The sequence below is a fragment of the Agilicoccus flavus genome (assembly GCF_014857905.1).
GTDB classification, from domain to species: domain Bacteria; phylum Actinomycetota; class Actinomycetes; order Actinomycetales; family Dermatophilaceae; genus Agilicoccus; species Agilicoccus flavus.
The window spans coordinates 182,673-204,554 of the sequence record NZ_JACYXE010000004.1; the positions used below are offsets into that span (position 1 = coordinate 182,673).

Genomic DNA, 21,882 nt, shown 5'->3' on the forward strand with positions numbered 1-21,882 from the left:
GGCCGTCTCGGGAGCGTTCCAGAAATGAGACCCCCGGCCGGCGCCGGCGCGGCAGGATCGAGGGGACGCGCCGGGCCCTCGACCGCCCGGGCGGCGCGTCGATGCCGGCGGCGGTCGCGGTGACGGAGAGGTCACACCATGAAGGCACTCGTGTACCACGGACCGGGCAACAAGGCGTGGGAGGAGGTGCCCGATCCGGCGATCGAGGAGCCGACCGACGCGATCGTCGAGGTCGAGACGACGACGATCTGCGGCACCGACCTGCACATCCTCAAGGGCGACGTCCCCGCCGTCACCGACGGGCGCATCCTCGGTCACGAGGGGGTGGGCGTCGTCACCGAGATCGGCCCGGAGTGCTCCCGCGTCAAGGTGGGGGACCGGGTCATCATCTCCTGCGTGAGCAAGTGCATGACCTGCGACTACTGCGTGCGCGGTCTCCCGTCGCACTGCCAGACCCTGGGCGGCATCGGCTGGATCTTCGGTCACCTCATCGACGGTACCCAGGCCGAGTACGTCCGGGTGCCGTTCGCCGACCACGGGCTCATCCCGCTCCCCGACGGGGTGTCGGCCGAGCAGGGCACGATGCTCTCCGACATCCTCCCGACCGGGTACGAGATCGGGGTGCTCAACGGGGCGGTGAAGGAGGGAGACGTCGTCGCCGTGATCGGGGTCGGCCCCGTCGGCCTGGCCGCCGTCATGACCGCGGCCGCGGCCGGCGCGTCGAAGGTCGTCGCGGTCGACGCGAACAAGTTCCGGCTCGAGGAGTCCCTGGGATTCGGCGCGACCGACACGATCGACGCCGGGTCCGGCGAGGACACCGTCGCCCAGATCAAGGCGCACAGCCGCGACGGACTCGGGGTGGACGTCGCCATCGAGGCGGTCGGCCTCCCCGCGACGTTCTCGACCGCACTCGACTCGATCCGCCCCGGCGGCCGCGTCGCCAACGCCGGAGTCCACGGCGAGCCCGTCAGCCTGCCGCTGGACCGCGACTGGATCAACAACATCACCATCACGACCGGACTGGTCAACGCGACGACCGCGCCGGAGCTGCTCGACAAGGTGACCGGCGGCGAGATCGACCCGGGCCGGTTCGTCACGCACCGGTTCACGTTCGAGGAGTTCGAGCAGGCCTACGACACGTTCTCCCGCGCCGCCGACGAGCACGCCCTCAAGGTGATCATCACGAACCAGTGACGAGGACGATCGCTCGGCGAGGGCGGCAATCTCGGGGCGAGCCAGGCGCCGAGCTCACCGGCCCGCGCCGCCGGCCCGGCCCCCACCTGCGGGCCGGCGCCCCGGTCGTCGCGTCCGGGCCGGTCAGCCCGCGTCGCGGCCTGTCCGGGCCGGTCAGCCCGCGTCGCGGCCCAGGAGGGCGAGGACGCGGGTCTGTCGGTCCGCGTCGGCCGGGGGCGCCAGCGCGGGTCGGCAGATGCCCTCGGCGTAGAGGTGCTCCCCGAAACCGGCGACGGACCGCTCGAGCAGGTCGAGCTCGCCGTCGTCGAACCGCTCCTCGCGGTCGGCGGCCCGGCCCAGGTCCCAGCGGTGGGCGACCAGGTCGAAGCCGTAGAACGTCGCGAGCGTGGCGCCGACGGTCGTCGGCCCGAAGAACCCGTCGTAGGTTCGGCCGGCGACGGCGGGGTCGGCGAGCAGGGCCCGGACGCGCTCGTCGTGGGCGCGCCAGGCGTGGGCCGGGTCGGCACTGCCGTCCGGGGCCGGGCCGAGGTCGACGCCCTGCGCGGTGAGGAAGTCGCGCTGGGTCCCCACGACGTGGTTCACCACGTCGGCGGCGGTCCAACCCTCGCAGGGCGAGGCCGCCGCCCAGTCCTGCATGCCGGCGACGGCGTCGCCGAACCGGTCGGCGCTGCGGTGGTAACGGTTGATGTCGTCGCTCATGACGATCTCCTTCTGGTCGGTGTCCGCACCTCGCGGTGGGCGGGTGGTGCCTTCGCACGCTACGGCCGACCCGGACGCGGGCTCTTGTCGTTCCCCGACACCTTCCGTCGGCCGCCCCCGACCACGGCGGGCGGGTAGCGTCACGACCCGTGAGCTCCCCCGGCGCCGGCCGCGCCCGCGACGACATCGAACGCGCCCACCTGCGTGACCCGGCCGACGCGTCCTTCTCCATCGCCCGCGCCGGGGTGGCGGACGACCTGCGCGACCTCGCCCGCCGCTTCTGGATCCCCGTCTGGGACGTGGGGCCGGGCGAGCAGGCGCCCCAACGGGTGCTCCAGTACCCGGTGTGTCTCGTCGTCGTCAGCGCCGAGTACGCCCGCTTCTACGGCGTCGTGTCGGGGCTGTCGACGACGACCCTCACCGGCCGCGGCTGGGCCGTCGGGCTCATGCTCCAGCCCGCGGCGGGCCGTCTGCTCACCGGGCGCCCCGTGAGCGAGTACACCGACCGGCACGTCGATCTGCAGGAGGTGGCCGACCTGGGGGTGCTGACGGGTCGGATCCGGCAGATCATGGGTCCCGACCCGAGCGACCCGGACGCCCAGTGCCGCGCCCGCGGGCTCGTGGAGGACGCGCTGCGGCCCCACCTGCCGGTCGACTGCGAGGGGCGGCTCGTCAACGCGATCGTCGAGGCGGTCGAGGGTGACGCGTCGATCCGGCGGGTGGGGCAGGTGTGTGCGGCCTTCGACCTCACGGAGAGATCGTTGCAGCGGCTCACCCGGCGACGTCTCGGCCTGAGCCCCGCCTGGCTCATCCGGCGGCGCCGCCTCCACGAGGCGGCCGACCGCCTGCGCGACGGAGACGTCGACCTCGCCGGCCTCGCCCACGACCTCGGGTACGCCGACCAGGCCCACCTCACGCGGGACTGGCGGGCCGTGACGGGCACGACGCCGGGGGCCTTCGCGGCCCGCTTCCGCTGACCGATCGGTCGAGTGCCCGGTGGTGCTCGGTCGGGGGCCGGCCGATCGGTCAGGACGGGTCGCGCTCCACGGCTCGGGCGCGGCCCAGGCACGCCTCGAGCGTCTCGCCCTGCCGCCCGTTGGCGTCGAGGGCGTCGAACCACGCCTCGTAGCCGGCCCGGAGCCCGGCCCAGTCGCCGTCGGTCATCGCGTACCAGGCGGTGTCCCGGTTGCGTCCCTTGTAGGCGGCCGCCTGCCGCCAGACGCCCTCGAAGCGGAACCCGAGCCGCAGGGCCGCCCGCCGGGACGGGGCGTTGAGCGCGTCGCACTTCCACTCGTACCGGCGATACCCGAGCTCGTCCATCGCGTGCCGGGCGAGCAGGTACATGGCCTCGGTGGCCGGCGTGGCCCGGCGCGCCCCCGCCCCGTAGACGATCGCCCCGACCTCGATCGTGCCGCCGGCCGGTTCGATGCGCAGGTAACTGGCCGTGCCGACGACCCGGCCGCCGGCGCGGATCGCGAACGGCACGAACCCCGGGTCGGCGACGAGGCCGGCGACGACCTTTCGCATCGCGGCCACGTCGGCGCACGGACCGAAGGGCAGGTAGGTCCACTGCTCGTCACCGGCGCCGTCGGCGAGGGCGGCGAACAGCTCGGGCGCGTCCCCGACACCCAGGGGGTCGAGGCGGCAGGTGCGCCCGGCGAGGGAGACCGGCTGCACCGGGCGGGCCGCGACGGAGCCGACGGGTTCGCCGATCGGCTGCCCGAACTCGTTGCGGCGGGGAAGGGGCGGGCGCGCCCCGAGGTCGTCGGTCATGGCGTCATCGTGTCAGCCGGGCTCCGCCGGGCGTGGGGAGGGAGACGCCGCCGGAGAAGGGCGGCCCGTCGGACGGGCGGGGCCGAGGCGGTACCGTCGTCGGCGCGGGCGGCTCGTCGTCGCCGGCATCGACACGGAGACGGACTGGTGAGCATGACCGACCCCACCGGCACCGAGGCCCTGCTCGCGCGGGCCCGGTCGACGTACACCCCGATCGACGCGCGGACCGCTGCGGCCGAGATCGCCTCCGGCGACGCCCTGCTCGTCGACATCCGGCCGGAGGCGCAGCGCCGCGAGCACGGGGAGGTCGCCGCCTCGTGCAGGCCGCTCGTCGTCGAGCGCAACGTGCTCGAGTGGCGCTTCGACCCGGCGGGCGAGGCGCGGCTGCCCGAGGCGGGCGCGGACGTCCGGGTCATCGTCCTGTGCCAGCAGGGCTACGCCTCGTCGCTCGCGGCAGAGGCTCTCGTGCGGGTGGGCGTGCCCCGGGCCACCGACGTCGCCGGCGGCTTCGACGCCTGGGTCGACGCCGGCCTGCCCGTGCAGGGACGGCCTGCGCAGGAGGACGTCGAGGACTCCGAGGACTCCGAGGACTCCGTGGCCTGAGACCGGCCGGCGCGGCACCGGCCTGAGACGGCCGGCGCGACACCGGGCCGCCACGGCTTGGAAGAATGCCCGCATGCCCCACGCGACCGCCCCCGACGGCACAGCCATCGCCTACCAGGTCGACGGCGACGGCCCGGTCCTCGTGCTGCTCGCCGGGCAGGCCAACGACCACCACTGGTGGGACGGGGTGCGCACCGACTTCACCGGGCGCACCCGCGTCACCGTCGAGATGCGCGGCACGGGCGGGTCGCAGGACGGCGAGGGCCCTTGGACCACCCGGCATCTCGCCGGCGACGTCGTGGCCGTCCTCGACGACCTGGGGGTCGGGCGCGCCGACGTGTACGGCACGTCGATGGGCGGCCGGGTCGCGCAGTGGGTCGCCCTCGACCACCCCGACCGGGTGCGCCGCCTCGTCCTCGGCTGCACGTCCCCGGGCGGCCCCCGGGCGCACGAGCGCAGCGAGGCGGTGCGCCGCGACCTGGGCCGGGCCTCGACGCGACGCGCCGCCCTCCTCGACCTCATGTTCACGCCCGCGTACGTCCAGGCGCACCCGGACGGTCCGTTCCGGGTGCTCGGCGACCCGCGCATGTCGGCCCGCGCGTCCCGCGGCCACCTCACCGCGAGCGACACCCACGACGCGTGGGACGAGCTGCCCCGGTTGGAGGCGCCCACCCTCGTCGTCCACGGCACCGACGACCGGCTCAACCCGACCGCGAACGCGGCGCTGCTGGCGGATCTCATCCCGGACGCCCGGCTGCACCTCGTCGAGGGGGCGCGGCACGCCTACTTCGAGGAGTTCGCGGCGCAGGTCTCGCCCGTCGTGCTCGCGTTCCTCACGCAGTGATCACCGGGCCGCGACGGGCCCGCGCCGCTCGGGCGCCGACCTCAGGGCCGGCCGTCGAGGATCGCCCGCGCCGCGTGATACCCGCCGAGGCCGCTCACCCCACCGCCGCGGCGTGAACCGGCCCCCGCCAGCAGGACGTCGCCGTGGGCCGACGCCACGCCCCACCGCTGCGCGGGGGTGACGAGGGGTTCGTCGTCCGCGGCGAACGGCCAGCTCAACGGCCCGTGGAAGATGTGACCGCCCGGCATCGCGAGCGCGTCCTGCAGGTCGCGGGTCGTCTTCGTCTCGATGCAGGCACGCCCGTCGGGCGTGCGCGCGATCACCTCGTCGAGGGGCTGGGCGAGGACGCTGGAGATCGAGTCGAGGACCGCCCGCTCCAGGAGGTCGCGTTCCTTCGCGTGGTCTGCCTCGCCGAGGTTCGCGAGCCGTCGGTGGGGCGTGTGCAGCGCGAACGCCGTGAGGGTGTGCGCCCCGGATCCGCGCAGGTGCGGGGCGAGGATCGAGTCGTCGGTGATCGAGTGGCAGTAGATCTCGCAGGGGAGCGGGGCGGCGACCAGGCCGGCGCGGCCGGCGGCGTACGCGGCCTCGAGGCCCGTGTACGTCTCGTGCACGTGGAACGTGCCCCCGAACGCCGCCTCCGGCGCGAGCCCCGGCTCGCGCAGCCGGGGGAGGGCGGAGAGGAGGACGTTGACCTTGACCTGGGCCCCCTCGACCGGGGCCGGAGCGACTCCCATGACCTCGTCGAGCACCGCGGGGGCGGCCGCCCACAGCACGTGCCGGGCGCGGACGACGTGCTCCTCGTCCCCCTCCTGCCAGGTGACCTCACCGTCCCCCGTGAGCGACCGGACGCTCGCGCCGACGCGGAGCGTCGCCCCGGCCTCGCGAGCGGCCCGTTCGAGGGCACCGGTGACGGCGCCCATGCCGCCCACGGGGACGTCCCAATGGCCGGTCCCGCCGCCCATGACGTGGTACAGGAAGCAGACGTTCTGGGCGAGGTCGGCGGAGTGGGCGTCGGCGAACGTGCCGATGAGGCCGTCGGTGAGCACCACGCCGCGGGTCACGTCGTGACGCAGGTGTCGCTCGATGAGATGCCCGAGCGGGCGGTCGAGCACGTCGGCGACGACGGACAGGTCACCCACCCTCGCCTCCACGTCGCGCCGGCGTGGCAGCGGCTCGGTCATGGACGGCCATAGCACCGCCACGAGACGTGCCACCCGTTCGTAGAGCTCGTGCCACCCGTCCAGGTCGGCCGCGGCGCCGATCCGGGCGAAGGAGTCCGCCGTCGCGGCCGGGTCGCCGTCGTCGACGAGCAGCCCGACGTCCCGGCCAGGCACCGGGGTGTACGACGACCAGCGCCGCCGCCGCAGCGTGAGGTCGAGCCCGAGGTCGTCGACGATCCGCCGCGGCAGGAGGCTGACCAGGTAGGAGTACCGCGAGAGGTGCGCGCCCATCCCGCCGAAGGCGTCGGCCGACACGGTCGCACCGCCGAGGTGGTCGTCGCGTTCGAGCAGGAGGACGTCCTGGCCCGCGCGGGCGAGGTAGGCGGCGGCGACGAGCCCGTTGTGCCCGCCCCCCACGACGACGACGTCCGGGGTGGACCCGGCTCGACGCCGCGGCGGGTCGGGCGGGGAGGTGTTCGCAGCCGTCATGCCCGCGAGCCTAGGCCCGCCGATCCCGGCAGACCGCGGGCGACGACGACTCGCCTGCGACATCCTGGCCCCACCGACGCCACGACCGGAAGAGACGCCCATGACGCACGACACCCTCGCCACCCGCACCGGTGAGGCCACCTCGCCCGACGGCACGACGATCGCCTGGACGAGCCAGGGCCGCGGACCCGCGCTCGTCGTCGTCAACTGCGTGCTCGTCTCGCGGCGCACCACCATGCAGCCGACCCTGCCCCGCGCCCTGGCCGAGTACTTCACCGTCGTCACCTACGACCGGCGCGGCAAGGGCGACAGCGGGAACGTCGGGCCCTACGCCCTCGAGCGCGAGATCGAGGACCTCGAGGCCGTCATCGCGGCCGCCGGGGGCGAGGCGGACGTCTACGGCTTCTCCTCCGGCGGCACGTTGGCCCTGCTGGCCGCGGCCTCGCAGTCGGCGTCGGCGTCGGCCGGTGCGATCCGCCGGGTGGCCGTGCTCGAGCCGCCCCTGTTCGCCGGCTCCGACCGGTCGCACCACGACGCGGTCGCCCGCCTGCTGGCGACCGATCCGCTCGCCGCCCAGGTCTACTTCACCCAGGAGGTCGTCGGGGTCCCCGCCGAGGTCGTGGCCCAGATGCCACCGCTGGGCGACGAGGACCGCCGCGCGCTGCCGACCCTCCTGCACGAGCTGAGCTTCCTGCCCGGGACGCCGCCCGAGCGCTTCGCCGCCGCCACCGCGCCGACCCTGGTCATGGTCAGCGACCACACCGATCCGCGGATGGGCGAGTTCGCGGCGCAGCTCGCCGACGCGATGCCCGACTGCCGCGTCGCCACCCTGCCCGGGCAGTGGCACGGCGTCGACGACGCGACGCTGACCGCGGCGATGGTGGAGTTCCTGCAGCCCTGAGGGGCGCGCCCCACCGGGGATGCCCACCCTCGTCACGCGTGGCGGGCGCCCCGGCGGGCGCGTTCGTCCCGGACGAGCTCCCACGTCCGCACGATGCGCGGCGCCGTCATGATGAGCATGCCGCCCACCATGTTGAGCAGCGTCACCCACCAGAACCAGCCGAACCACGCCCCGACCGAGATCGGCGCCCCCGCCTCCATCGCGCCGAACACGAGGATCGAGCTCAGCGCGCCGTGGTGCATCTGCAGGCCGACGACGAGCAGACCGCCGATGAACGAGATGATCGCCGTCATGACGTCGGAGCTCGCGCCCTGGCTCATCCGGGTCATGAGGGTGATCGTGCTCCCGGCGAGCAGTGCGAGGCACACGGTCTCGAGCGTAAACCCGGCCGACACGTACTCGAGCGCGGTCTTGCTCAGGTCGTCGACGTACTCCGGGAAGCCGTAGACGACGAGCCACATGAACAGCCAGCCGCCCGCGAGGTTCGTGACGAGGGTGACCGCCCAGAGCCGCAGCAGCTGCAGGAACGTCCCGTGCCCGGCGAGCACGGCGTTGACGGGGAGCATGAAGTCCTCGGTGAACAGCTCGGAGTGCGCGAGCCGCAGCGCGAGCAGCCCGACCCCGAACGCGAGGCCGGCGAGCAGGGGGCTGCCGGTGGCGTCCTTGACCGCGAGCATCGCCATGATGCCGAGCCCGACGTCGATCCCGCCGAACAGCCCGGTCACGACGAGCGCCCGGGTCGTGCGCTTGAGGCGCTCCTCGCCCTCCTCGACCGTGTTCTCGAACTCCTCGTGCAGTTCCTCCTCGAGGCGCTTCTCGACGCCCCCGACCTCGACGGTGCCCTCGCTCTCCTCCTGGTGACCGGGCGGGTCGGCCGGACCGTCCTGGCCGGCGCGGGGTTCGGACGGGGAATCGGTCGTCGAGGGCATCGGCCCAGGATGCCCCAGCCTGCTCCCGCGACGTGCGCGCCGGGCCGCACCGTGACCGCCGCCCTACGATGGGGGGCGTGAATCCCGGCACGGCGGTCGACGTCTATCGCGCCCGCGCGGGGGTCGTCGCGGTCACGGAGTCGGCCGTCGCGCTGCTCGACGGCGCCGAACGGGCCCGGCTGGACCGGCTGCTGCGCCCCCAGGACCGGGCGCGCTACACGACCGGGCACCTGCTCCTGCGCCTCGTCGTCCAGGCCCACACCGGCGTGCCCGCGCGCGAGCAGCGCTTCTCGCGCACCTGCCTGCTGTGCGGCGGGCCCCACGGCAAGCCCCGGCTCGCCGGCGACGGCGCGCCCGACGTCCACGTCAACCTGTCGTACGCCGGCCCCTACGTCGTCGCCGCGGTGAGCGCCCACGCCCCCCTCGGCGTCGACGTCGAGCAGTGGGAGGCCACCGACTTCGCGGGGTTCTCCACGGCCGCGCTCACCCGCGCGGAGGCGCAGGAGCTTCTCGGCTTCGACGTCGTGGACCGCCCGTGGGCGAGGGCCGTGTGGTGGGCCCGCAAGGAGGCCGCGCTCAAGGCCACCGGTCACGGCCTGCGGGTCGACGCCACCGACGTCCGCGTCACGCCGCCCGACCGGCCGGCCCGCCTGCTGTCCTGGACCGACGCGGAGGTGCCCGCGCCGACGCTCCGCCTCGCCGACGTCCCGACGGGCCCCGGGTACGCGTGCGCCGTGGCCGTGCTCGCCCGGCCCGGGGACGACCTCGAGGCCGGCCTGGACGTGCGCACCCACGACGCCGACGACCTCGTCGCGTCCTTTCCCGCCTGATCGGCGCGCCGGGTCGATCCGGTCCGGCATGGACATATGCGCATCGCTGCGGGCGGTCGTCCTGGACGCTCGTTAGACTCCATCGCGATGCCGCGACCGCGCGGGGACGTCCGGGCCACGGGGCCGGTCGGAGTGGTCGCCGAGACACGACACAAGGGGAGTCATCCATGGAGGAGACGTCTGCGCAGGAGCACGCGCACCGGGCGGTCGACGACTGCTTCCACGAGGCGGGCCACGCGGTCGCCGCGGCGCTGCGGGCCTCGGGCCACTTCGACGCCCAGGCGTTGACGCCCGGGCAGTACCGCGAGGGGCCGGCGGCCTGCCGCCGCTGGGAGGAGGCGCCGGCCAACGCCCGCCCGTTCGTGGCCTACGCCGGCCCGTGGGCGCAGGCCCGGGCGACGTGGGAGCGGGTGGGCGCGCTCGGCGCCGACGCCGCCGGCCGCACGTTCGACGACCACGTGTGCGCCGCCGTGCTGGCCCGCCCGCAGGACGCGGCCGCCGTGGCCGTCGCCGAGTTCGACGTCGCCGCGATGCTGCGCGACGGCGGGGCCGACGAGTCCGAGTGCCGCCGCGTGTTGCGCGGCGTCGAGTTCGCCTGGCGCCGGGAGCTGGAGGACGTCTGGCCCGTCGTCGTCGAGGTCGCCCTGGCTCTCGACCGGGGTCAGCGGGTCGCGCTGGCCGACGTGCGCCGCGTCGCCGACGACCGGGTCGCGGCGCTGTACTGCTGAGGGGCCGCGGACGCGACGCGCCGGGTACCGCCGACGCGCGACGCGCGACGCGTCAGTGCGCGGTGAGGAACCCGGCCCGACGGAGCATGAGCTCCGCGTAGGGGTCGCAGGTGCCCTCCGACAGGTAGCGGGTGCGCTCGGCGAACAGCCAGGCCTGCGGGTCGACGGCGCGCAGCGCGGCGCGCGCGGCGGCGGCCTGGCGGTCGACCGCGGCGACCACCGGGTCGTCGATGCCGACCGGAGAAGGGTCCGCGAGGAACAGGGGCTCGGCCGCGTCGGCCGAGCGCGCCGGGTGGGCCTGCGGCGCCGGGGCGCTCAGGACCGCGGCACCGACGGTGGTGGTCGGGTGCGGCGCGGCCTCGAACTCGCGCGGCGGGGCCTCGAGCAGGGTGTGCGACATGACGTGTCCTCCGTGAGTCGTCGCCGCGCCCGTCCTGGTCGCGGCATCGGCGGCGGGTGGGTCGCGCCGATACGTCCCCCATCGGTCACCGGACGCTCGTCCTGAGTCGCGGCGGTCCCACGCGGCGAGGTGGCGCGCCGACCGGTCCGGGGGCCGCCGCGGACACCCGAGTGGAAATCGACGCGGTGACGGGCGACGATGTGGCGGTGACGGACCAGGGGATGCAGCCCGCGTCGGGCGAGTTGCTCGACGCGGTGCACGGCCTGCGCGAACGCCTCGCGGCGGCGACGCTGCCGCTCGACGTCGAGGGAGTCGAGGGCGCGCGGGCCTCGCTGACGGACACCCTGGACCAGCTCGACGACTACGTCCTGCCGCGCCTGTCCGACCTCGACGCGCCGCTGCTCGCGGTCGTCGGCGGGTCGACCGGTGCGGGCAAGTCGACCCTCGTCAACTCGATCGTCGGCCGGAGCGTGTCCGCGAGCTCGGTGATCCGGCCCACCACGCGGGCCTGCGTGCTCGTGCACCACCCCGACGACCTGCACTGGTTCTCCGGGCCGCGGATCCTCCCGCACCTGGCCCGCGTGGGCGGGCAGGACTCGACCGCCGCCCACGACCCCGACTCGGTGCGTCTCGCCGAGGCGCCCGGGCTGCCGGCGGGGGTCGCCCTGCTCGACGCCCCCGACATCGACTCCGTCGTCGCGGCCAACCGCGACCTCGCGCGCCAGCTCCTCTCGGCCGCCGACCTGTGGCTGTTCGTCACGACTGCCGCGCGCTACGCCGACGCGGTGCCGTGGGAGTTCCTGCGCCAGGCCGCCCGGCGTGGCACCTCGGTCGCGATCGTCCTCGACCGCGTGCCGCCGGGGGCGGCCGACGAGATCGGCGAGCACCTCGGCGAGATGCTCGTCGACGAGGGCCTGCGGCACGCGCCGGTGTTCGTCGTGTCGGAGACCGAGCTCGTCGGCGGGCTGCTGCCGGCGGAGCACACGGCCGACCTGCGCGAGTGGTTGGGGCGCCTCGGCGCCGACGCCCGCGCGCGTGGCCTCCTCGTCCGTCGGACCCTGTCGGGGGCGTTGGAGTCGCTCGAGGGGCGCGTCGAGGAGCTCGCCGAGGCGAGCGCGGTCCAGGTCCAGACGCTCGAGCAGCTGACCGCGGTCGTCGTGAGCGAGTTCGGCCGGGCGGGCGACGAGGTCACCGCCGGGATGAGCGACGGCACCCTCCTGCGCGGGGAGGTGCTCGCGCGGTGGCAGGAGTACGTCGGCACCGGGGAGTTCCTCAAGCAGATCGAGGTCGGCTTCGGCCGCCTGCGCGACCGGGTCACCGCCGCCGTCACGGGCCGCCCGGCACCGGTCTCCGACCTGGGCGCCGCCCTGCACTCCGGGGTCGCCGAGCTGGTCATCACCCACGCCGAGCGCGCACAGGAGCAGGTGCGCCGGCGCTGGCGCGACATCCCGGGGGGGCGCGACCTCCTCGTCGAGCACCCCGAGCTGGACGGTCCCGACCCGGATCTCGACGAGGACGCGGCCCGTCTGGTGCGGGACTGGCAGGGCGACATCCTCGACCTCGTGCGCGACGAGGGGAAGGACCGCCGCGCCGCGGCCCGCGTGCTCTCCCTCGGGGTCAACGCGGTCGGCGTCGTCCTCATGCTCGTCGCGTTCAGCTACACGATGGGCGGACTCGGCGGGGCCGAGGTCGGCATCGCCGGCGGGTCCGCCGTGCTCGCGCAGCGCCTGCTCGAGGCGATCTTCGGGGATCAGGCGGTCCGTCGGCTCGCCGCGACGGCCCGCAGCCGCCTCGCCCAGCGGACGCAGGAGCTGTACGCGTCGCGAGCCGCCCGCTTCGAGGCGGCGGTCGAGGCGGTCGACGTGCGCCGCGACCAGCCGGCCGAGCTCCTCGCCGCGTCGGCGGCCGTGCGGGGGAGTCGATGAGCGAGCCCCCCGTCGAGCCCACCGGCCGACGTCGATCCCGGCGCGCCCGACGCGGTGCCGAGCAGGCCGACCCGACCGACGTCTCGGCGCTGCCCACGGCCCTCGCCGGGCTCATGGGGGCGCTCGACGCGGGCCGGGAGCACCTGCCCGCGGACGAGATCGCGGCGGCCGAGGCCGTCATCGCCAAGGCCGCCCGCCGCCTCGAGCTGACCGGCGGCCACACCGTCGCGGCCCTCGCCGGGGCGACGGGCAGCGGGAAGTCGAGCCTGTTCAACGTCCTCGCGGGGGCGGCCGTGTCGACCGTGGGGCGCCGCAGGCCCACGACGACCGCGACGAGCGCCGCCGTCTGGGGCGACGGCCCCGCCGGCGAGCTGCTCGACTGGGTCGGCGCACCGACCCGGTATCGCGTGTCGGGGGAGCACGCCGCCCCGGGGCTCGACGGGCTCGTCCTGCTCGACCTGCCGGACATCGACTCCACCCGTGCCGCGCACCGCGACGAGGCCGACCGCGTGCTCGCCCTCGCCGACGTCTTCGTCTGGGTGACCGACCCGCAGAAGTACGCCGACGCCCTCATCCACGACGAGTACCTGGCGGCGGCCCGCGACCACGCCGCCGTCACCCTCGTCCTGCTCAACCAGGCCGACCGCCTCTCGCCGTCGGAGGCGAGCGCGTGCCGCGACGAGCTGCGCCGGCTCCTGGCGGCCGACGGGCTGCCCGACGCGGAGATCATCCTCACGTCGGCGACGACGGGGCTGGGGATGGCCGACCTCCTGTTCGCCCTCCGCGGCGCCGTCTCGGCGCAGATCGCCTCCCGGGCCCGGCTGCTCGGCGACATCCGCGCGAGCGCCCGGCGGCTCCGGGAGTCGGTCGCCGACGCGGAGCCGCGCGTGTCCGAGCGTCCCGACGACGCGCTCCTCGACGCGTTGGCCCGGACCGCCGGGGTCCCCACCGTCCTCGCGGCCGTCGAGGCCGACCATCGGCGACGAGCCGCGGCGGCGACCGGCTGGCCGCCCACCCGCTGGGTGCGCCGGCTGCGGGCCGAGCCGCTGCGGCGGGTGCGGGTGGGCGCCTCGTCCCCGGGGGAGGACGAACCGGACTTCCTCGAGCTCGAACGCCTCGTCGCGCGGTCGTCGCTGCCGGGGCCGACCCCGACCGCCCGCGCCGGCCTCGAACGCCTCACCCGCCGCCTCGGCGAGCTCGCCGGCGACGGGCTGCCCGAGCCGTGGGCGCGGGCGGTCGCGGACGCGGCGGCCCCGACCCAGGCCGATCTCGCCGATGCCCTCGACCGGGCCGTGCTCGCCGCCCCCCTGCAGCGGCGCACCTCGTGGTGGTGGGGCCCGGTCCGGTTCCTCCACGTCGTCCTGCTGCTGGCCGCGATCGCCGGGGCGGGGTGGCTGCTCGCCCTCGCGGGGCTCGCCTGGCTGCAGCTCCCCGTGCCCGACCCGCCGCGGTTCGGCATCCTCCCGCTCCCGACGATCCTGCTCGTGCTCGGGCTGGTCGGCGGGATCCTCCTCGCCGCGCTCTCCCGCGCTCTCGCGAAGGCGGGGGCGAGGCGGGCGCGGGATCGGGCGCGCCGGGCGCTCGCCGAGAGCATCGGGGCCGTCGCCCGGGAGCACCTGCTCGAGCCGATGGCCGCCGTCGTCGGCGCGCACGCCCGCACACGGGTGGCCCTCGACGAGGCGCTGACGGGAGCGGCCGCGGGTCCGGCCCCGGCCCGGCATCACCGGTTCGGCGCGCCCCGCGCGGGCCGATAGCCTGGGCGGCATGGCCGAGTTCATCTACACCATGACCAAGGCACGCAAGGCGGTCGGCGACAAGCTGATCCTCGACGACGTGTCCATGTCGTTCTATCCGGGCGCCAAGATCGGCGTCGTCGGCCCCAACGGGGCCGGCAAGTCGACGATCCTCAAGATCATGGCGGGGCTCGATCAGCCGAGCAACGGCGAGGCGCGGCTCTCACCGGGCTACAGCGTCGGGATCCTCCAGCAGGAGCCGCCGCTCGACGAGACCAAGACGGTGCTCGGCAACGTCGAGGAGGGCCTCGGCGACATCAAGAAGAAGGTCGACCGCTTCAACGAGATCTCGGTCGAGATGGCCGAGCCGGACGCCGACTTCGACGCGCTCATGGCCGAGATGGGCAGCCTGCAGGAGGCCATCGACCACGCCGACGCGTGGGACCTCGACTCCCAGCTCGAGCAGGCGATGGACGCCCTGCAGTGCCCGCCGGCGGACTCCGACGTCACGGTCCTCTCCGGGGGTGAGCGTCGCCGCGTCGCCCTGTGCAAGCTCCTGCTGAGCAAGCCCGACCTGCTGCTGCTCGACGAGCCCACCAACCACCTCGACGCGGAGAGCGTCAACTGGCTCGAGCAGCACCTCGCGAGCTACCCCGGCGCCGTCCTCGCCGTGACCCACGACCGGTACTTCCTCGACAACGTCGCGGGCTGGATCTGCGAGGTCGACCGCGGACGCCTCTACCCTTACGAGGGCAACTACTCGACGTACCTCGAGAAGAAGCAGGCGCGCCTGCAGGTGCAGGGCAAGAAGGACGCCAAGCTCGCCCGGCGCCTCAAGGACGAGCTGGAGTGGGTCCGCTCCAACGCCAAGGCCCGCCAGACGAAGAGCAAGTCGCGCCTCGCCCGGTACGAGGAGATGGCCGCGGAGGCCGAGCGCACCCGCAAGCTCGACTTCGAGGAGATCCAGATCCCGCCCGGCCCGCGCCTGGGGTCGACGGTCATCGAGGTCAAGGACCTCAAGAAGGGCTTCGGCGACCGCGTCCTCATCGACGGGTTGAGCTTCTCGCTGCCGCGCAACGGCATCGTCGGCGTCATCGGCCCCAACGGGGTCGGCAAGACGACGCTCTTCAAGACCATCGTGGGTCTCGAGGAGCCCGACTCGGGCGTGGTGAACGTCGGCGAGACCGTGAAGATCAGCTACGTCGACCAGTCCCGTGAGGGTCTCGACGCGAACAAGACCCTCTGGGAGGTCGTCTCGGACGGTCTCGACCACATCCAGGTCGGGCAGGTCGAGATCCCGTCCCGCGCCTACGTCAGCCAGTTCGGGTTCAAGGGGCCGGACCAGCAGAAGAAGGCCGGCGTGCTCTCCGGCGGGGAGCGCAACCGCCTCAACCTCGCGCTGACGCTCAAGCTGGGCGGCAACCTGCTCCTGCTCGACGAGCCGACGAACGACCTCGACGTGGAGACCCTCGGCTCCCTCGAGAACGCGCTGCTGGACTTCCCCGGCTGCGCCGTCGTCATCAGCCACGACCGGTGGTTCCTCGACCGCGTCGCGACGCACATCCTCGCGTACGAGGGCACCGACGAGAACCCGGCCGCCTGGTACTGGTACGAGGGCAACTTCGAGGGCTACGAGAAGAACAAGGTCGAGCGCCTCGGCGAGGAGGCGGCCCGCCCGCGCCGCGTCAGCCACCGTCGCCTCACCCGCGACTGAACCCCCGCCCCGCCCGACGTCCGACGCCCGCCGTCCACCCCGCTCTGCGGGGCGCGGCGGGCGTCGTTCGTGGCGGCGCACGCCTACTCCTTGAGGCGGAGCATCCCCTCCTGGCCCACCGTCGCGACGTGCGCACCGTCGCGGGTGAACATGCGCCCCAGCCCGAGGCCGCGCCCCCCGGAGGCCGACGGGGAGGCCTGCGTGTACAGCGTCCAGTGGTCGGGCCGGGCCGGGCGGTGGAACCACATCGAGTGGTCGAGGCTCGCGGCCCGCAGACGGGTGTCGCTCCAGGCGAGGCCGTGTCGGCGCAGGATCGACTCGAGCAGCGTGTAGTCCGAGGCGTAGGCGAGGATCGCCGCGTGGATCAGCGGGTCGTCGGGCAGCGGGGCCGTCGTGCGGAACCACACCGACTGGCGGGCCACCCGCTCCGCCCCGCTCGGCAGGTACACGGCCGGCTCCACGTGCCGGATGTCGACCGCCGCCCGCGACTGCAGCCGGGCCGCGACGAGCGGCGCGAACTCCGGCGGCGCGTCGGCGAGCCGCTCCGCGGCCGTGGGGAGCGTGTCGGGGTCCGGCACGTCCGGCATGTCGCCCTGGTGGTCCAGGCCCTCGTCGAAGGTCTGGAACGAGAAGATCATCGACAGGATGGGCCGCCCGTACTGCAGCGCGTGGACGCGCCGGGCCGAGAACGAGCGGCCGTCACGGAGGTGCTCGACGGCGAACCGGATCGGGGCGCTCGCGTCGCCGGGCCGCAGGAAGTAGCCGTGGAGGGAGTGGAGGTGGCGGGGAGGCCCGTCCCCGTCGACGGTCCGGCCCGCCGCGACGATCGACTGCGCGACGACCTGGCCGCCGAACACCCGCCCGTGGGGTTGCGGCTGGCTCCGCCCGACGAAGTGCTCGAACGTCTGGCCGAGGGCGCCCGGTTCGGGCCGGCGCGTCGACAGCTCGGCGGGATCGGGGCCGTCGCCGTCGACGGTCTCCGACTCGTCGACGGCCGCGAGGTCGAGGAGTCCGAGGAGGTCGTCGACGGGTCCCGGATCGGACGTGCGGTCGACGTCGGAGGCGCCGGCGGGGGAGTCGTCGTGGCTGTTCACCCTGCCGACGATAGCGGCGTGCGGCCGGTGGGAGGATCGGAGCATGCCCACCCCCGAGCCTCCCGACTCACCCGCCACCCTGCCCGTCGACGAGCCGGCCGACGAGCCCGTCGACGAGCCGGCCGACGAGCCCGCCGACCGGCCCGACCCCGAGCGCAGGTCGGCCCGGACGGCCGTGCCGATCGCGCTGCGGTGGGCCGACATGGACGCCTACCGCCACGTCAACAACGTGCAGATGCTCCGGCTGCTCGAGCAGGCCCGGGTCGTCGCGATCGGTGAGTGGTTCGGCACGTCGGGGGGGCTGCTCAACGGGGTCGTCGTCGCCCGGCAGGAGATCGAGTACCTCGCCCAGCTCGACTACCGGGCCGAGCCCGTCGTCGTCGACTGCTGGGTCTGCGATCTCGGCGGGTCGAGCTTCACCGTCGCCTACGAGGTGCGAGACGCCGCCGACGACGCTGACGCCACCCGAGCCGCCGACGCCCCGTACACCACCGAGCCTGCCGCCGGGGCCCCGAACCGCGGCGCGGCCCGGGTCTACGCCCGGGCGGAGTCCACGCTCGTGGCGTTCGACTTCGAGAGCGGGCGCTCCCGCCGCCTCGACGACGCCGAGCGGCGCTCGCTGGAGAGCCGACTCGACGACCCGCCGCCCCTGCGCCGCCCCGATCGGGGGCGCGGCCGATGACCCCCGGCGCGACCCCGACTCTCGCGCTGCCCGACGAGCGGGACGTGCGCGACCTGGAGACGTTCGTGGCCCGGGCCCGCCGGGTCGAGCCGTCCGGCGCCATCCGCCTCGCCGCCCACGGGTCGGTGCTCGCGATTACCGTGTGCCTGGTCCCGGGCAGCGGCCTGCTCGGGGAGGGCACCGTCCTCGGGATGCGGGTGGGCGCACTGGCGGAGGAGGCGGACCTCGACGTCGTCGTGCCCTTCGACGCCGTGACCGACCGGCTGGCCCGCATGCGCCGCGAGGCGGGCACCCGGTTCGCCGTCCCCCCGATGACCGTGGCGCCGCCCTGGGCGGCGCTGTCACCACCTCGGTCGGGCTGGGACCCGCGCGGCATCGTGCCGCCGGAGGACCTCCGGGACGGGGCGCTCGCGGGGATCGACGAGATCACCGCGGGGGCGCCGGCCGGCTCGGGGGCGGCGGCCGTCGCCGACCTGCGCCGGCGGGTGTGGTCGCGGGCGCTGCCCCTCGGGCAGAGACCACACAGCGAGAGACAGCACAGCGAGAGACAGCACAGCGAGAGACAGCACGGGCAGAGACCTTACAGCGAGAGGCAGCACAGCGAGAGGCAGGACGGGGAGGTGCGACCCGTCGGGCCGGGGACGGACGCCGGAGCGCCGGCCGCCGCGGCCGTCGAGCCCGCGGCCGGCCCGGATGGCGGTCGGGCGGGGGGCGCGGCGCCCGTCGCGGGCCTGGCGTTCGGCGCCCACGTGCTCGGGTTCCTGCGTGCCGAGCCGGCGACGTGGCACGTCGCCGGCCGGTGGCAGCGATTGTCGACGCCCGCCGGTCACGTCCTCGCGCGCTGAGTCGATCGCACCCCCGCGACCAGGGCGAGGACGCCGACCACGGCGGTCGCCGCCCAGAACCACGCGAAGTCGGAACTCGTCGCGGGGTCGTCGGTGACGAGCGTCGCGTAGAGGGTGCCGGCCGTCGCGAGCCCCACCGTCGCCCCGAGCGCGTCCGAGAGCGACATCGCCGACGACGCCTGAGCGTGCTGCGAGGGCGGGGCCAGGTGGAGGACCAGCACGGACACGGCCGTCGTGCCGAGCCCCATCCCGAGCCCCAGCGCGGCCGCGGAGACGATCATGACGGCGATGGGGGCGCCGGTGGCGGCCGTCGCCGCGAGGCCCGCGAGGCCCGCCGTGACGCACGCGCCGCCGGCCGCGAGGACGGGGGCGTGACGGGGGTCGAACCGGGGTCGTCCCTGCAGCCAGGCGCCGGCGGTCCACCCGATCGACGCGAGCGCGAGGACGGCGCCGGCGGCGCTCGGTTGGAGTCCGCGGGCCGCCACGAGCATGAGCGGGACGTAGGTCATGGCCCCGTTGAAGGAGGCCGCGAGCGCGAACCGGGCGGCGACGACGGCCGGCAGGCCGCGCCGCAGCCGACCCGTTCCCGGCGGCAGCAGGGGACGGGCGGCCAGGCCGAGGACGACGAGCCCGAGGAGGGCGCCGCCGACGTACAGGGGACGCGGCGGCACGAGATCCGTGCCGGCCCACTGGAAGAGGGCGGCGCCGGCGGCGACGGCCAGGCCCAGCCACACCGTCCGGCGCGCGGACGGGTACGTCGTGCGCGCCGGTCCGCGGCCGGTGGGCCCGGTGACGTCGGCGTCGCGCCCCGCGGTCCCGGACCCCTCGGAACGTCCGGCGCCCAGGCGACGCCGGTTGGCGAACAGCCCGGCGGCGGTGAGCGCGACGGCCGGGACGACGACGAGGAACACGGCCCGCCAGGACCACACCTGCGCGAGCAGGGCCGCGAGCAGCGGGCCGATGATCGACGGGAGGACCCAGGCGGCGGACATCCACGCGAAGACCCGCGGGCGCGCCGACTCCGGGTAGGCCGACCCGACGACGACGTAGAGGGCCACGACGACCAGCCCGGCGCCGAGGCCTGCGACGACGCGGCCGGCCAGGAGCAGCTCGAAGCTCGGGGCGAGCCCCGCAGCGAGTGACCCGGCGGCGAAGAGGGCCTGGCCCAGCCACGTGGGCAGGACCGGCCCGACCCGGCCGATCCAGGCGCCCGCGACGACGATGCCGAGGAGCTGGGCCGTGACCATCGAGCTGAACGCCAGGCCGTAGCGGGTCCCGGCCCCGAGCTCGGCCGCCGCGGCCGGCATGACCGTCGAGATCGCGAGCGACTCGAACGCGATGATCGTGATGAGGGCGACGAGGGTGATCGTCACCGTCGCGTGGGACCGCGACATCGGGCCCGCCTCACGGTGGTCGTGCGTTCCGGTGTCGTTCACCGGACCACCGTAGGCGGGCCCGATCGGGTCGACTCAGGCGGGCAGCCGGACCCAGGCGGAGGCGTCGAGCGGCAGCGGCCGGCCGGCGTCCGCCCCGGTCTCGGCGCGGTCGTCGTCGCTGCGGACGAGCACCTCACCGGCCGGAAGCGGCAGGTCGTCCTCGCCGAGGTTGGCGATGAACGCGACCCGCGAGCCGTCCTGCGCGAGGGACATGAATCCGACGGCCGTGTCCGGCAGCCCGTCGAGGTCGAGCAGCTCGGCGGTCCCGAGGTCCAGCTCGCGGCGCAGCCGCAGCAGGGTCCGGTAGAGCTCGAGCGTGGAGCCCGCCACACCGACCTGACGGTCCACCGCGAGCTCGGCGTAGCTCGCCGGCTGCGGCAGCCACACCTGCCCCGTCGTGTTGAACCCGGCCGCCGGGGCGTCGCCCTCCCACGGCATGGGGATGCGGCAGCCGTCGCGGCCGCGCTCGGTGCCCTCCGAACGGAGGAAGGCGGGGTCCTGCCGGAGCTCGTCGGGCACCTCGGCCGACTCGGGGAGCCCCAGCTCCTCGCCCTGGTAGAGGTAGGCCGATCCGGGCAGCCCGAGCATGAGGGTCGTGGCGGCCCGGGCGCGGCGCAGGCCGAGCGCGGCGTCGGGCACGGGGTCGCCGATGCCGATGCCCTTGAGGTGCTCGCCTTGCGCCCACGCGAGGCGCGTCGCGTGCCGGACGACGTCGTGGTTGCTCAGCACCCACGTCGTCGGCGCGCCCACCGAGTCACCCGCCGCCAGCGAGGTCGCGACGACGGCGCGCAGGGCGTCCGCGTGCCACGGCGAGGTGAGGAAGGCGAAGTTGAAGGCCTGGTGCATCTCGTCGGGACGCGTGTACAGGACGTTGCGCGACAGCGGCTGCACCCACGCCTCGGCGCAGAGGATCTTGTCCGCGGCCGGGTCCTTGGTGGGGTTCGCGTCCTCGAGCACGCGCCGCCACGCCCGGTAGATCTCGTGGACGCCGTCCTGATCCCACATCGGCGCGGCGTTGGTCGGCAGCTTGTGGTCCTCATCGCCCGAGATGATGTCGGTCGTGTGCGACCAGGCCGGCAGGCCCGGGGCCTTGACGAGGCCGTGCGCGACGTCGACGCGGAAGCCGTCGACCCCCCGCTCCACCCAGAAGCGCAGGATGTCCTCGAACTCGGCGCGGACCTCCGGGTTCGTCCAGTCGAGGTCGGGCTGCTTGCTGTCGAAGAGGTGCAGGTACCACTGGCCGGGGCGGACGAGCGCGCCCGACGCGTCGGTCTCGCCAGGCGACACCTGCGTCCAGGCGGGGCCGTGGAAGACGGAGACCCAGTCGTTGGGCGGCTCGTCGCCGGTGGGGCCCGAGCCGTCGCGGAAGATGTACCGCGCCCGGGCGGGCGAGCCCGGCTCCGACGCGAGGGCCTCCTGGAACCAGGCGTGCTCGTCGGAGGTGTGGTTCGGCACGAGGTCGACGATGACGCGTAGGCCGAGATCGCCGGCGCGTGCGATGAGAGCCTCGGCGTCCGCGAGAGAGCCGAAGAGCGGGTCGATGTCCCGGTAGTCGGCGACGTCGTACCCGGCGTCGGCCATGGGGGAGCGGTAGAACGGCGAGAGCCAGAGCGCGTCGACGCCGAGGTCTCGCAGATAGGGCAGGCGGGACGTGATGCCGGGCAGGTCACCGACTCCGTCGCCGTTCGAGTCGGCCCACGAACGCGGATACACCTGGTAGATCACCGCGTGGCGCCACCAGGCGGCGTCGGGTCCGTCGGCGGCGTGCAGCAGGGCACCGGTCCGGGGGGAGGTCTGGGTCGTCAGGTTCGTCGACTGCGTCACGGCTCCAGTCTGGGGGAGCGCACCCACCCGAATCGAATCGATTCGACAGCGTCTCGGATTGCGGGACTCCGGCCGCGGG

General features: G+C 75.1%; 20 protein-coding genes. 12 read left to right on the forward strand and 8 right to left on the reverse strand.

All coding sequences use genetic code 11. The annotated features are described in order from the left end of the window. Positions 1–138: 138 nt before the first annotated feature. Positions 139–1,194, forward strand: coding sequence for an alcohol dehydrogenase catalytic domain-containing protein (locus ICW24_RS08240; protein WP_226345232.1), 1,056 nt, complete (start codon positions 139–141; stop codon positions 1,192–1,194). A gap of 153 nt (positions 1,195–1,347) precedes the next feature. Here the strand turns inward: ICW24_RS08240 and ICW24_RS08245 are convergent, their stop codons facing one another. After that, positions 1,348–1,893 (reverse strand): maleylpyruvate isomerase family mycothiol-dependent enzyme, encoded by a 546-nt coding sequence (locus tag ICW24_RS08245; RefSeq protein ID WP_226345233.1) that lies wholly within the window; start codon positions 1,891–1,893, stop codon positions 1,348–1,350. A gap of 149 nt (positions 1,894–2,042) precedes the next feature. On the opposite strand from ICW24_RS08245, the gene ICW24_RS08250 reads away from it, so the two are divergent. Next, on the forward strand, positions 2,043–2,870 hold the full coding sequence (locus ICW24_RS08250) for a helix-turn-helix domain-containing protein (RefSeq protein WP_226345234.1): 828 nt from the start codon (positions 2,043–2,045) through the stop codon (positions 2,868–2,870). A 49-nt stretch (positions 2,871–2,919) separates the two neighbouring features. Here ICW24_RS08250 and ICW24_RS08255 read toward each other — a convergent pair whose 3' ends face one another. Continuing rightward, positions 2,920–3,666, reverse strand: coding sequence for a GNAT family N-acetyltransferase (locus ICW24_RS08255; protein ID WP_226345235.1), 747 nt, complete (start codon positions 3,664–3,666; stop codon positions 2,920–2,922). A gap of 153 nt (positions 3,667–3,819) precedes the next feature. Between ICW24_RS08255 and ICW24_RS08260 the strand changes: the two genes are divergently transcribed. Together ICW24_RS08260 and ICW24_RS08265 are read left to right on the forward strand one after the other, a co-directional pair. Next, entirely contained in the window at positions 3,820–4,269 is a 450-nt protein-coding gene (locus ICW24_RS08260) for a rhodanese-like domain-containing protein (protein WP_226345236.1), read from the forward strand. 73 nt (positions 4,270–4,342) lie between these two features. Beyond that, positions 4,343–5,113 carry an alpha/beta fold hydrolase gene (locus ICW24_RS08265; protein ID WP_226345237.1) on the forward strand — a complete coding sequence of 257 codons (771 nt, stop codon included), beginning with the start codon at positions 4,343–4,345 and terminating at the stop codon, positions 5,111–5,113. Between the two features lie 41 nt (positions 5,114–5,154). Here ICW24_RS08265 and ICW24_RS08270 read toward each other — a convergent pair whose 3' ends face one another. Then, positions 5,155–6,762: a phytoene desaturase family protein gene (locus tag ICW24_RS08270; RefSeq protein WP_226345238.1), complete on the reverse strand. Its 1,608-nt coding sequence runs from the start codon at positions 6,760–6,762 to the stop codon at positions 5,155–5,157. A 100-nt stretch (positions 6,763–6,862) separates the two neighbouring features. On the opposite strand from ICW24_RS08270, the gene ICW24_RS08275 reads away from it, so the two are divergent. Continuing rightward, on the forward strand, positions 6,863–7,663 hold the full coding sequence (locus ICW24_RS08275; RefSeq protein WP_226345239.1) for an alpha/beta fold hydrolase: 801 nt from the start codon (positions 6,863–6,865) through the stop codon (positions 7,661–7,663). 32 nt (positions 7,664–7,695) lie between these two features. On the opposite strand, the gene ICW24_RS08280 is transcribed toward ICW24_RS08275, so the two are convergent. Continuing rightward, on the reverse strand, positions 7,696–8,592 hold the full coding sequence (locus tag ICW24_RS08280; RefSeq protein ID WP_226345240.1) for a formate/nitrite transporter family protein: 897 nt from the start codon (positions 8,590–8,592) through the stop codon (positions 7,696–7,698). A 77-nt stretch (positions 8,593–8,669) separates the two neighbouring features. Here ICW24_RS08280 and ICW24_RS08285 point away from each other — a divergent pair, with 77 nt between their 5' ends. Both ICW24_RS08285 and ICW24_RS08290 read left to right on the forward strand, forming a co-directional pair. Beyond that, positions 8,670–9,422, forward strand: a complete 753-nt coding sequence (locus ICW24_RS08285; protein WP_226345241.1) for a 4'-phosphopantetheinyl transferase family protein — start codon at positions 8,670–8,672, stop codon at positions 9,420–9,422. Positions 9,423–9,589: 167 nt separating this feature from the next. After that, positions 9,590–10,150 carry a hypothetical protein gene (locus ICW24_RS08290; protein ID WP_226345242.1) on the forward strand — a complete coding sequence of 187 codons (561 nt, stop codon included), beginning with the start codon at positions 9,590–9,592 and terminating at the stop codon, positions 10,148–10,150. 52 nt (positions 10,151–10,202) lie between these two features. Here the strand turns inward: ICW24_RS08290 and ICW24_RS08295 are convergent, their stop codons facing one another. Continuing rightward, positions 10,203–10,550, reverse strand: coding sequence for a hypothetical protein (locus tag ICW24_RS08295; RefSeq protein WP_226345243.1), 348 nt, complete (start codon positions 10,548–10,550; stop codon positions 10,203–10,205). A 206-nt stretch (positions 10,551–10,756) separates the two neighbouring features. Here ICW24_RS08295 and ICW24_RS08300 point away from each other — a divergent pair, with 206 nt between their 5' ends. From ICW24_RS08300 to ettA, 3 genes are read left to right on the forward strand one after another with little or no spacing between them, the layout of a single operon-like run. After that, positions 10,757–12,475 carry a dynamin family protein gene (locus ICW24_RS08300; protein ID WP_307781319.1) on the forward strand — a complete coding sequence of 573 codons (1,719 nt, stop codon included), beginning with the start codon at positions 10,757–10,759 and terminating at the stop codon, positions 12,473–12,475. Beyond that, the gene (locus tag ICW24_RS08305) at positions 12,472–14,229 is read left to right on the forward strand and encodes a GTPase (RefSeq protein WP_226345244.1); all 1,758 of its coding nucleotides are present in this window, start codon (positions 12,472–12,474) and stop codon (positions 14,227–14,229) included. The genes ICW24_RS08300 and ICW24_RS08305 overlap by 4 nt, the downstream gene beginning before the upstream one ends. Before the next feature lie 10 nt (positions 14,230–14,239). Further along, entirely contained in the window at positions 14,240–15,922 is a 1,683-nt protein-coding gene (gene ettA, locus ICW24_RS08310; RefSeq protein ID WP_226345245.1) for an energy-dependent translational throttle protein EttA, read from the forward strand. 83 nt (positions 15,923–16,005) lie between these two features. Here ettA and ICW24_RS08315 read toward each other — a convergent pair whose 3' ends face one another. Continuing rightward, complete coding sequence (locus tag ICW24_RS08315; protein ID WP_226345246.1) at positions 16,006–17,016, reverse strand: acyl-CoA thioesterase; 1,011 nt, start codon at positions 17,014–17,016, stop codon at positions 16,006–16,008. A 43-nt stretch (positions 17,017–17,059) separates the two neighbouring features. Between ICW24_RS08315 and ICW24_RS08320 the strand changes: the two genes are divergently transcribed. Together ICW24_RS08320 and ICW24_RS08325 are read left to right on the forward strand one after the other, a co-directional pair. After that, on the forward strand, positions 17,060–17,698 hold the full coding sequence (locus ICW24_RS08320; RefSeq protein ID WP_226345247.1) for a thioesterase family protein: 639 nt from the start codon (positions 17,060–17,062) through the stop codon (positions 17,696–17,698). Continuing rightward, a complete protein-coding gene (locus ICW24_RS08325; RefSeq protein WP_226345248.1) occupies positions 17,695–18,543 on the forward strand; it encodes a DUF8185 domain-containing protein in 849 nt (282 codons plus the stop codon). The genes ICW24_RS08320 and ICW24_RS08325 overlap by 4 nt, the downstream gene beginning before the upstream one ends. On the opposite strand, the gene ICW24_RS08330 is transcribed toward ICW24_RS08325, so the two are convergent. Then, positions 18,525–19,979 (reverse strand): MFS transporter, encoded by a 1,455-nt coding sequence (locus tag ICW24_RS08330; RefSeq protein WP_226345249.1) that lies wholly within the window; start codon positions 19,977–19,979, stop codon positions 18,525–18,527. The genes ICW24_RS08325 and ICW24_RS08330 overlap by 19 nt on opposite strands. A 33-nt stretch (positions 19,980–20,012) precedes the next feature. Further along, on the reverse strand, positions 20,013–21,803 hold the full coding sequence (locus ICW24_RS08335) for a glycoside hydrolase family 13 protein (protein ID WP_226345250.1): 1,791 nt from the start codon (positions 21,801–21,803) through the stop codon (positions 20,013–20,015). Between the last annotated feature and the right edge of the window lie 79 nt (positions 21,804–21,882).

Coding starts and splice junctions, on each gene's coding strand:
- ICW24_RS08265 (WP_226345237.1), top strand. CDS start 4,343: ATGCCCCACGCGACCGCCCCCGACGGCACAGCCATCGCCTACCAGGTC.
- ICW24_RS08270 (WP_226345238.1), bottom strand. CDS start 6,762: ATGACGGCTGCGAACACCTCCCCGCCCGACCCGCCGCGGCGTCGAGCC.
- ICW24_RS08305 (WP_226345244.1), top strand. CDS start 12,472: ATGAGCGAGCCCCCCGTCGAGCCCACCGGCCGACGTCGATCCCGGCGC.
- ettA (WP_226345245.1), top strand. CDS start 14,240: ATGGCCGAGTTCATCTACACCATGACCAAGGCACGCAAGGCGGTCGGC.
- ICW24_RS08290 (WP_226345242.1), top strand. CDS start 9,590: ATGGAGGAGACGTCTGCGCAGGAGCACGCGCACCGGGCGGTCGACGAC.
- ICW24_RS08260 (WP_226345236.1), top strand. CDS start 3,820: ATGACCGACCCCACCGGCACCGAGGCCCTGCTCGCGCGGGCCCGGTCG.
- ICW24_RS08295 (WP_226345243.1), bottom strand. CDS start 10,550: ATGTCGCACACCCTGCTCGAGGCCCCGCCGCGCGAGTTCGAGGCCGCG.
- ICW24_RS08280 (WP_226345240.1), bottom strand. CDS start 8,592: ATGCCCTCGACGACCGATTCCCCGTCCGAACCCCGCGCCGGCCAGGAC.
- ICW24_RS08325 (WP_226345248.1), top strand. CDS start 17,695: ATGACCCCCGGCGCGACCCCGACTCTCGCGCTGCCCGACGAGCGGGAC.
- ICW24_RS08245 (WP_226345233.1), bottom strand. CDS start 1,893: ATGAGCGACGACATCAACCGTTACCACCGCAGCGCCGACCGGTTCGGC.
- ICW24_RS08255 (WP_226345235.1), bottom strand. CDS start 3,666: ATGACCGACGACCTCGGGGCGCGCCCGCCCCTTCCCCGCCGCAACGAG.
- ICW24_RS08240 (WP_226345232.1), top strand. CDS start 139: ATGAAGGCACTCGTGTACCACGGACCGGGCAACAAGGCGTGGGAGGAG.
- ICW24_RS08320 (WP_226345247.1), top strand. CDS start 17,060: ATGCCCACCCCCGAGCCTCCCGACTCACCCGCCACCCTGCCCGTCGAC.
- ICW24_RS08275 (WP_226345239.1), top strand. CDS start 6,863: ATGACGCACGACACCCTCGCCACCCGCACCGGTGAGGCCACCTCGCCC.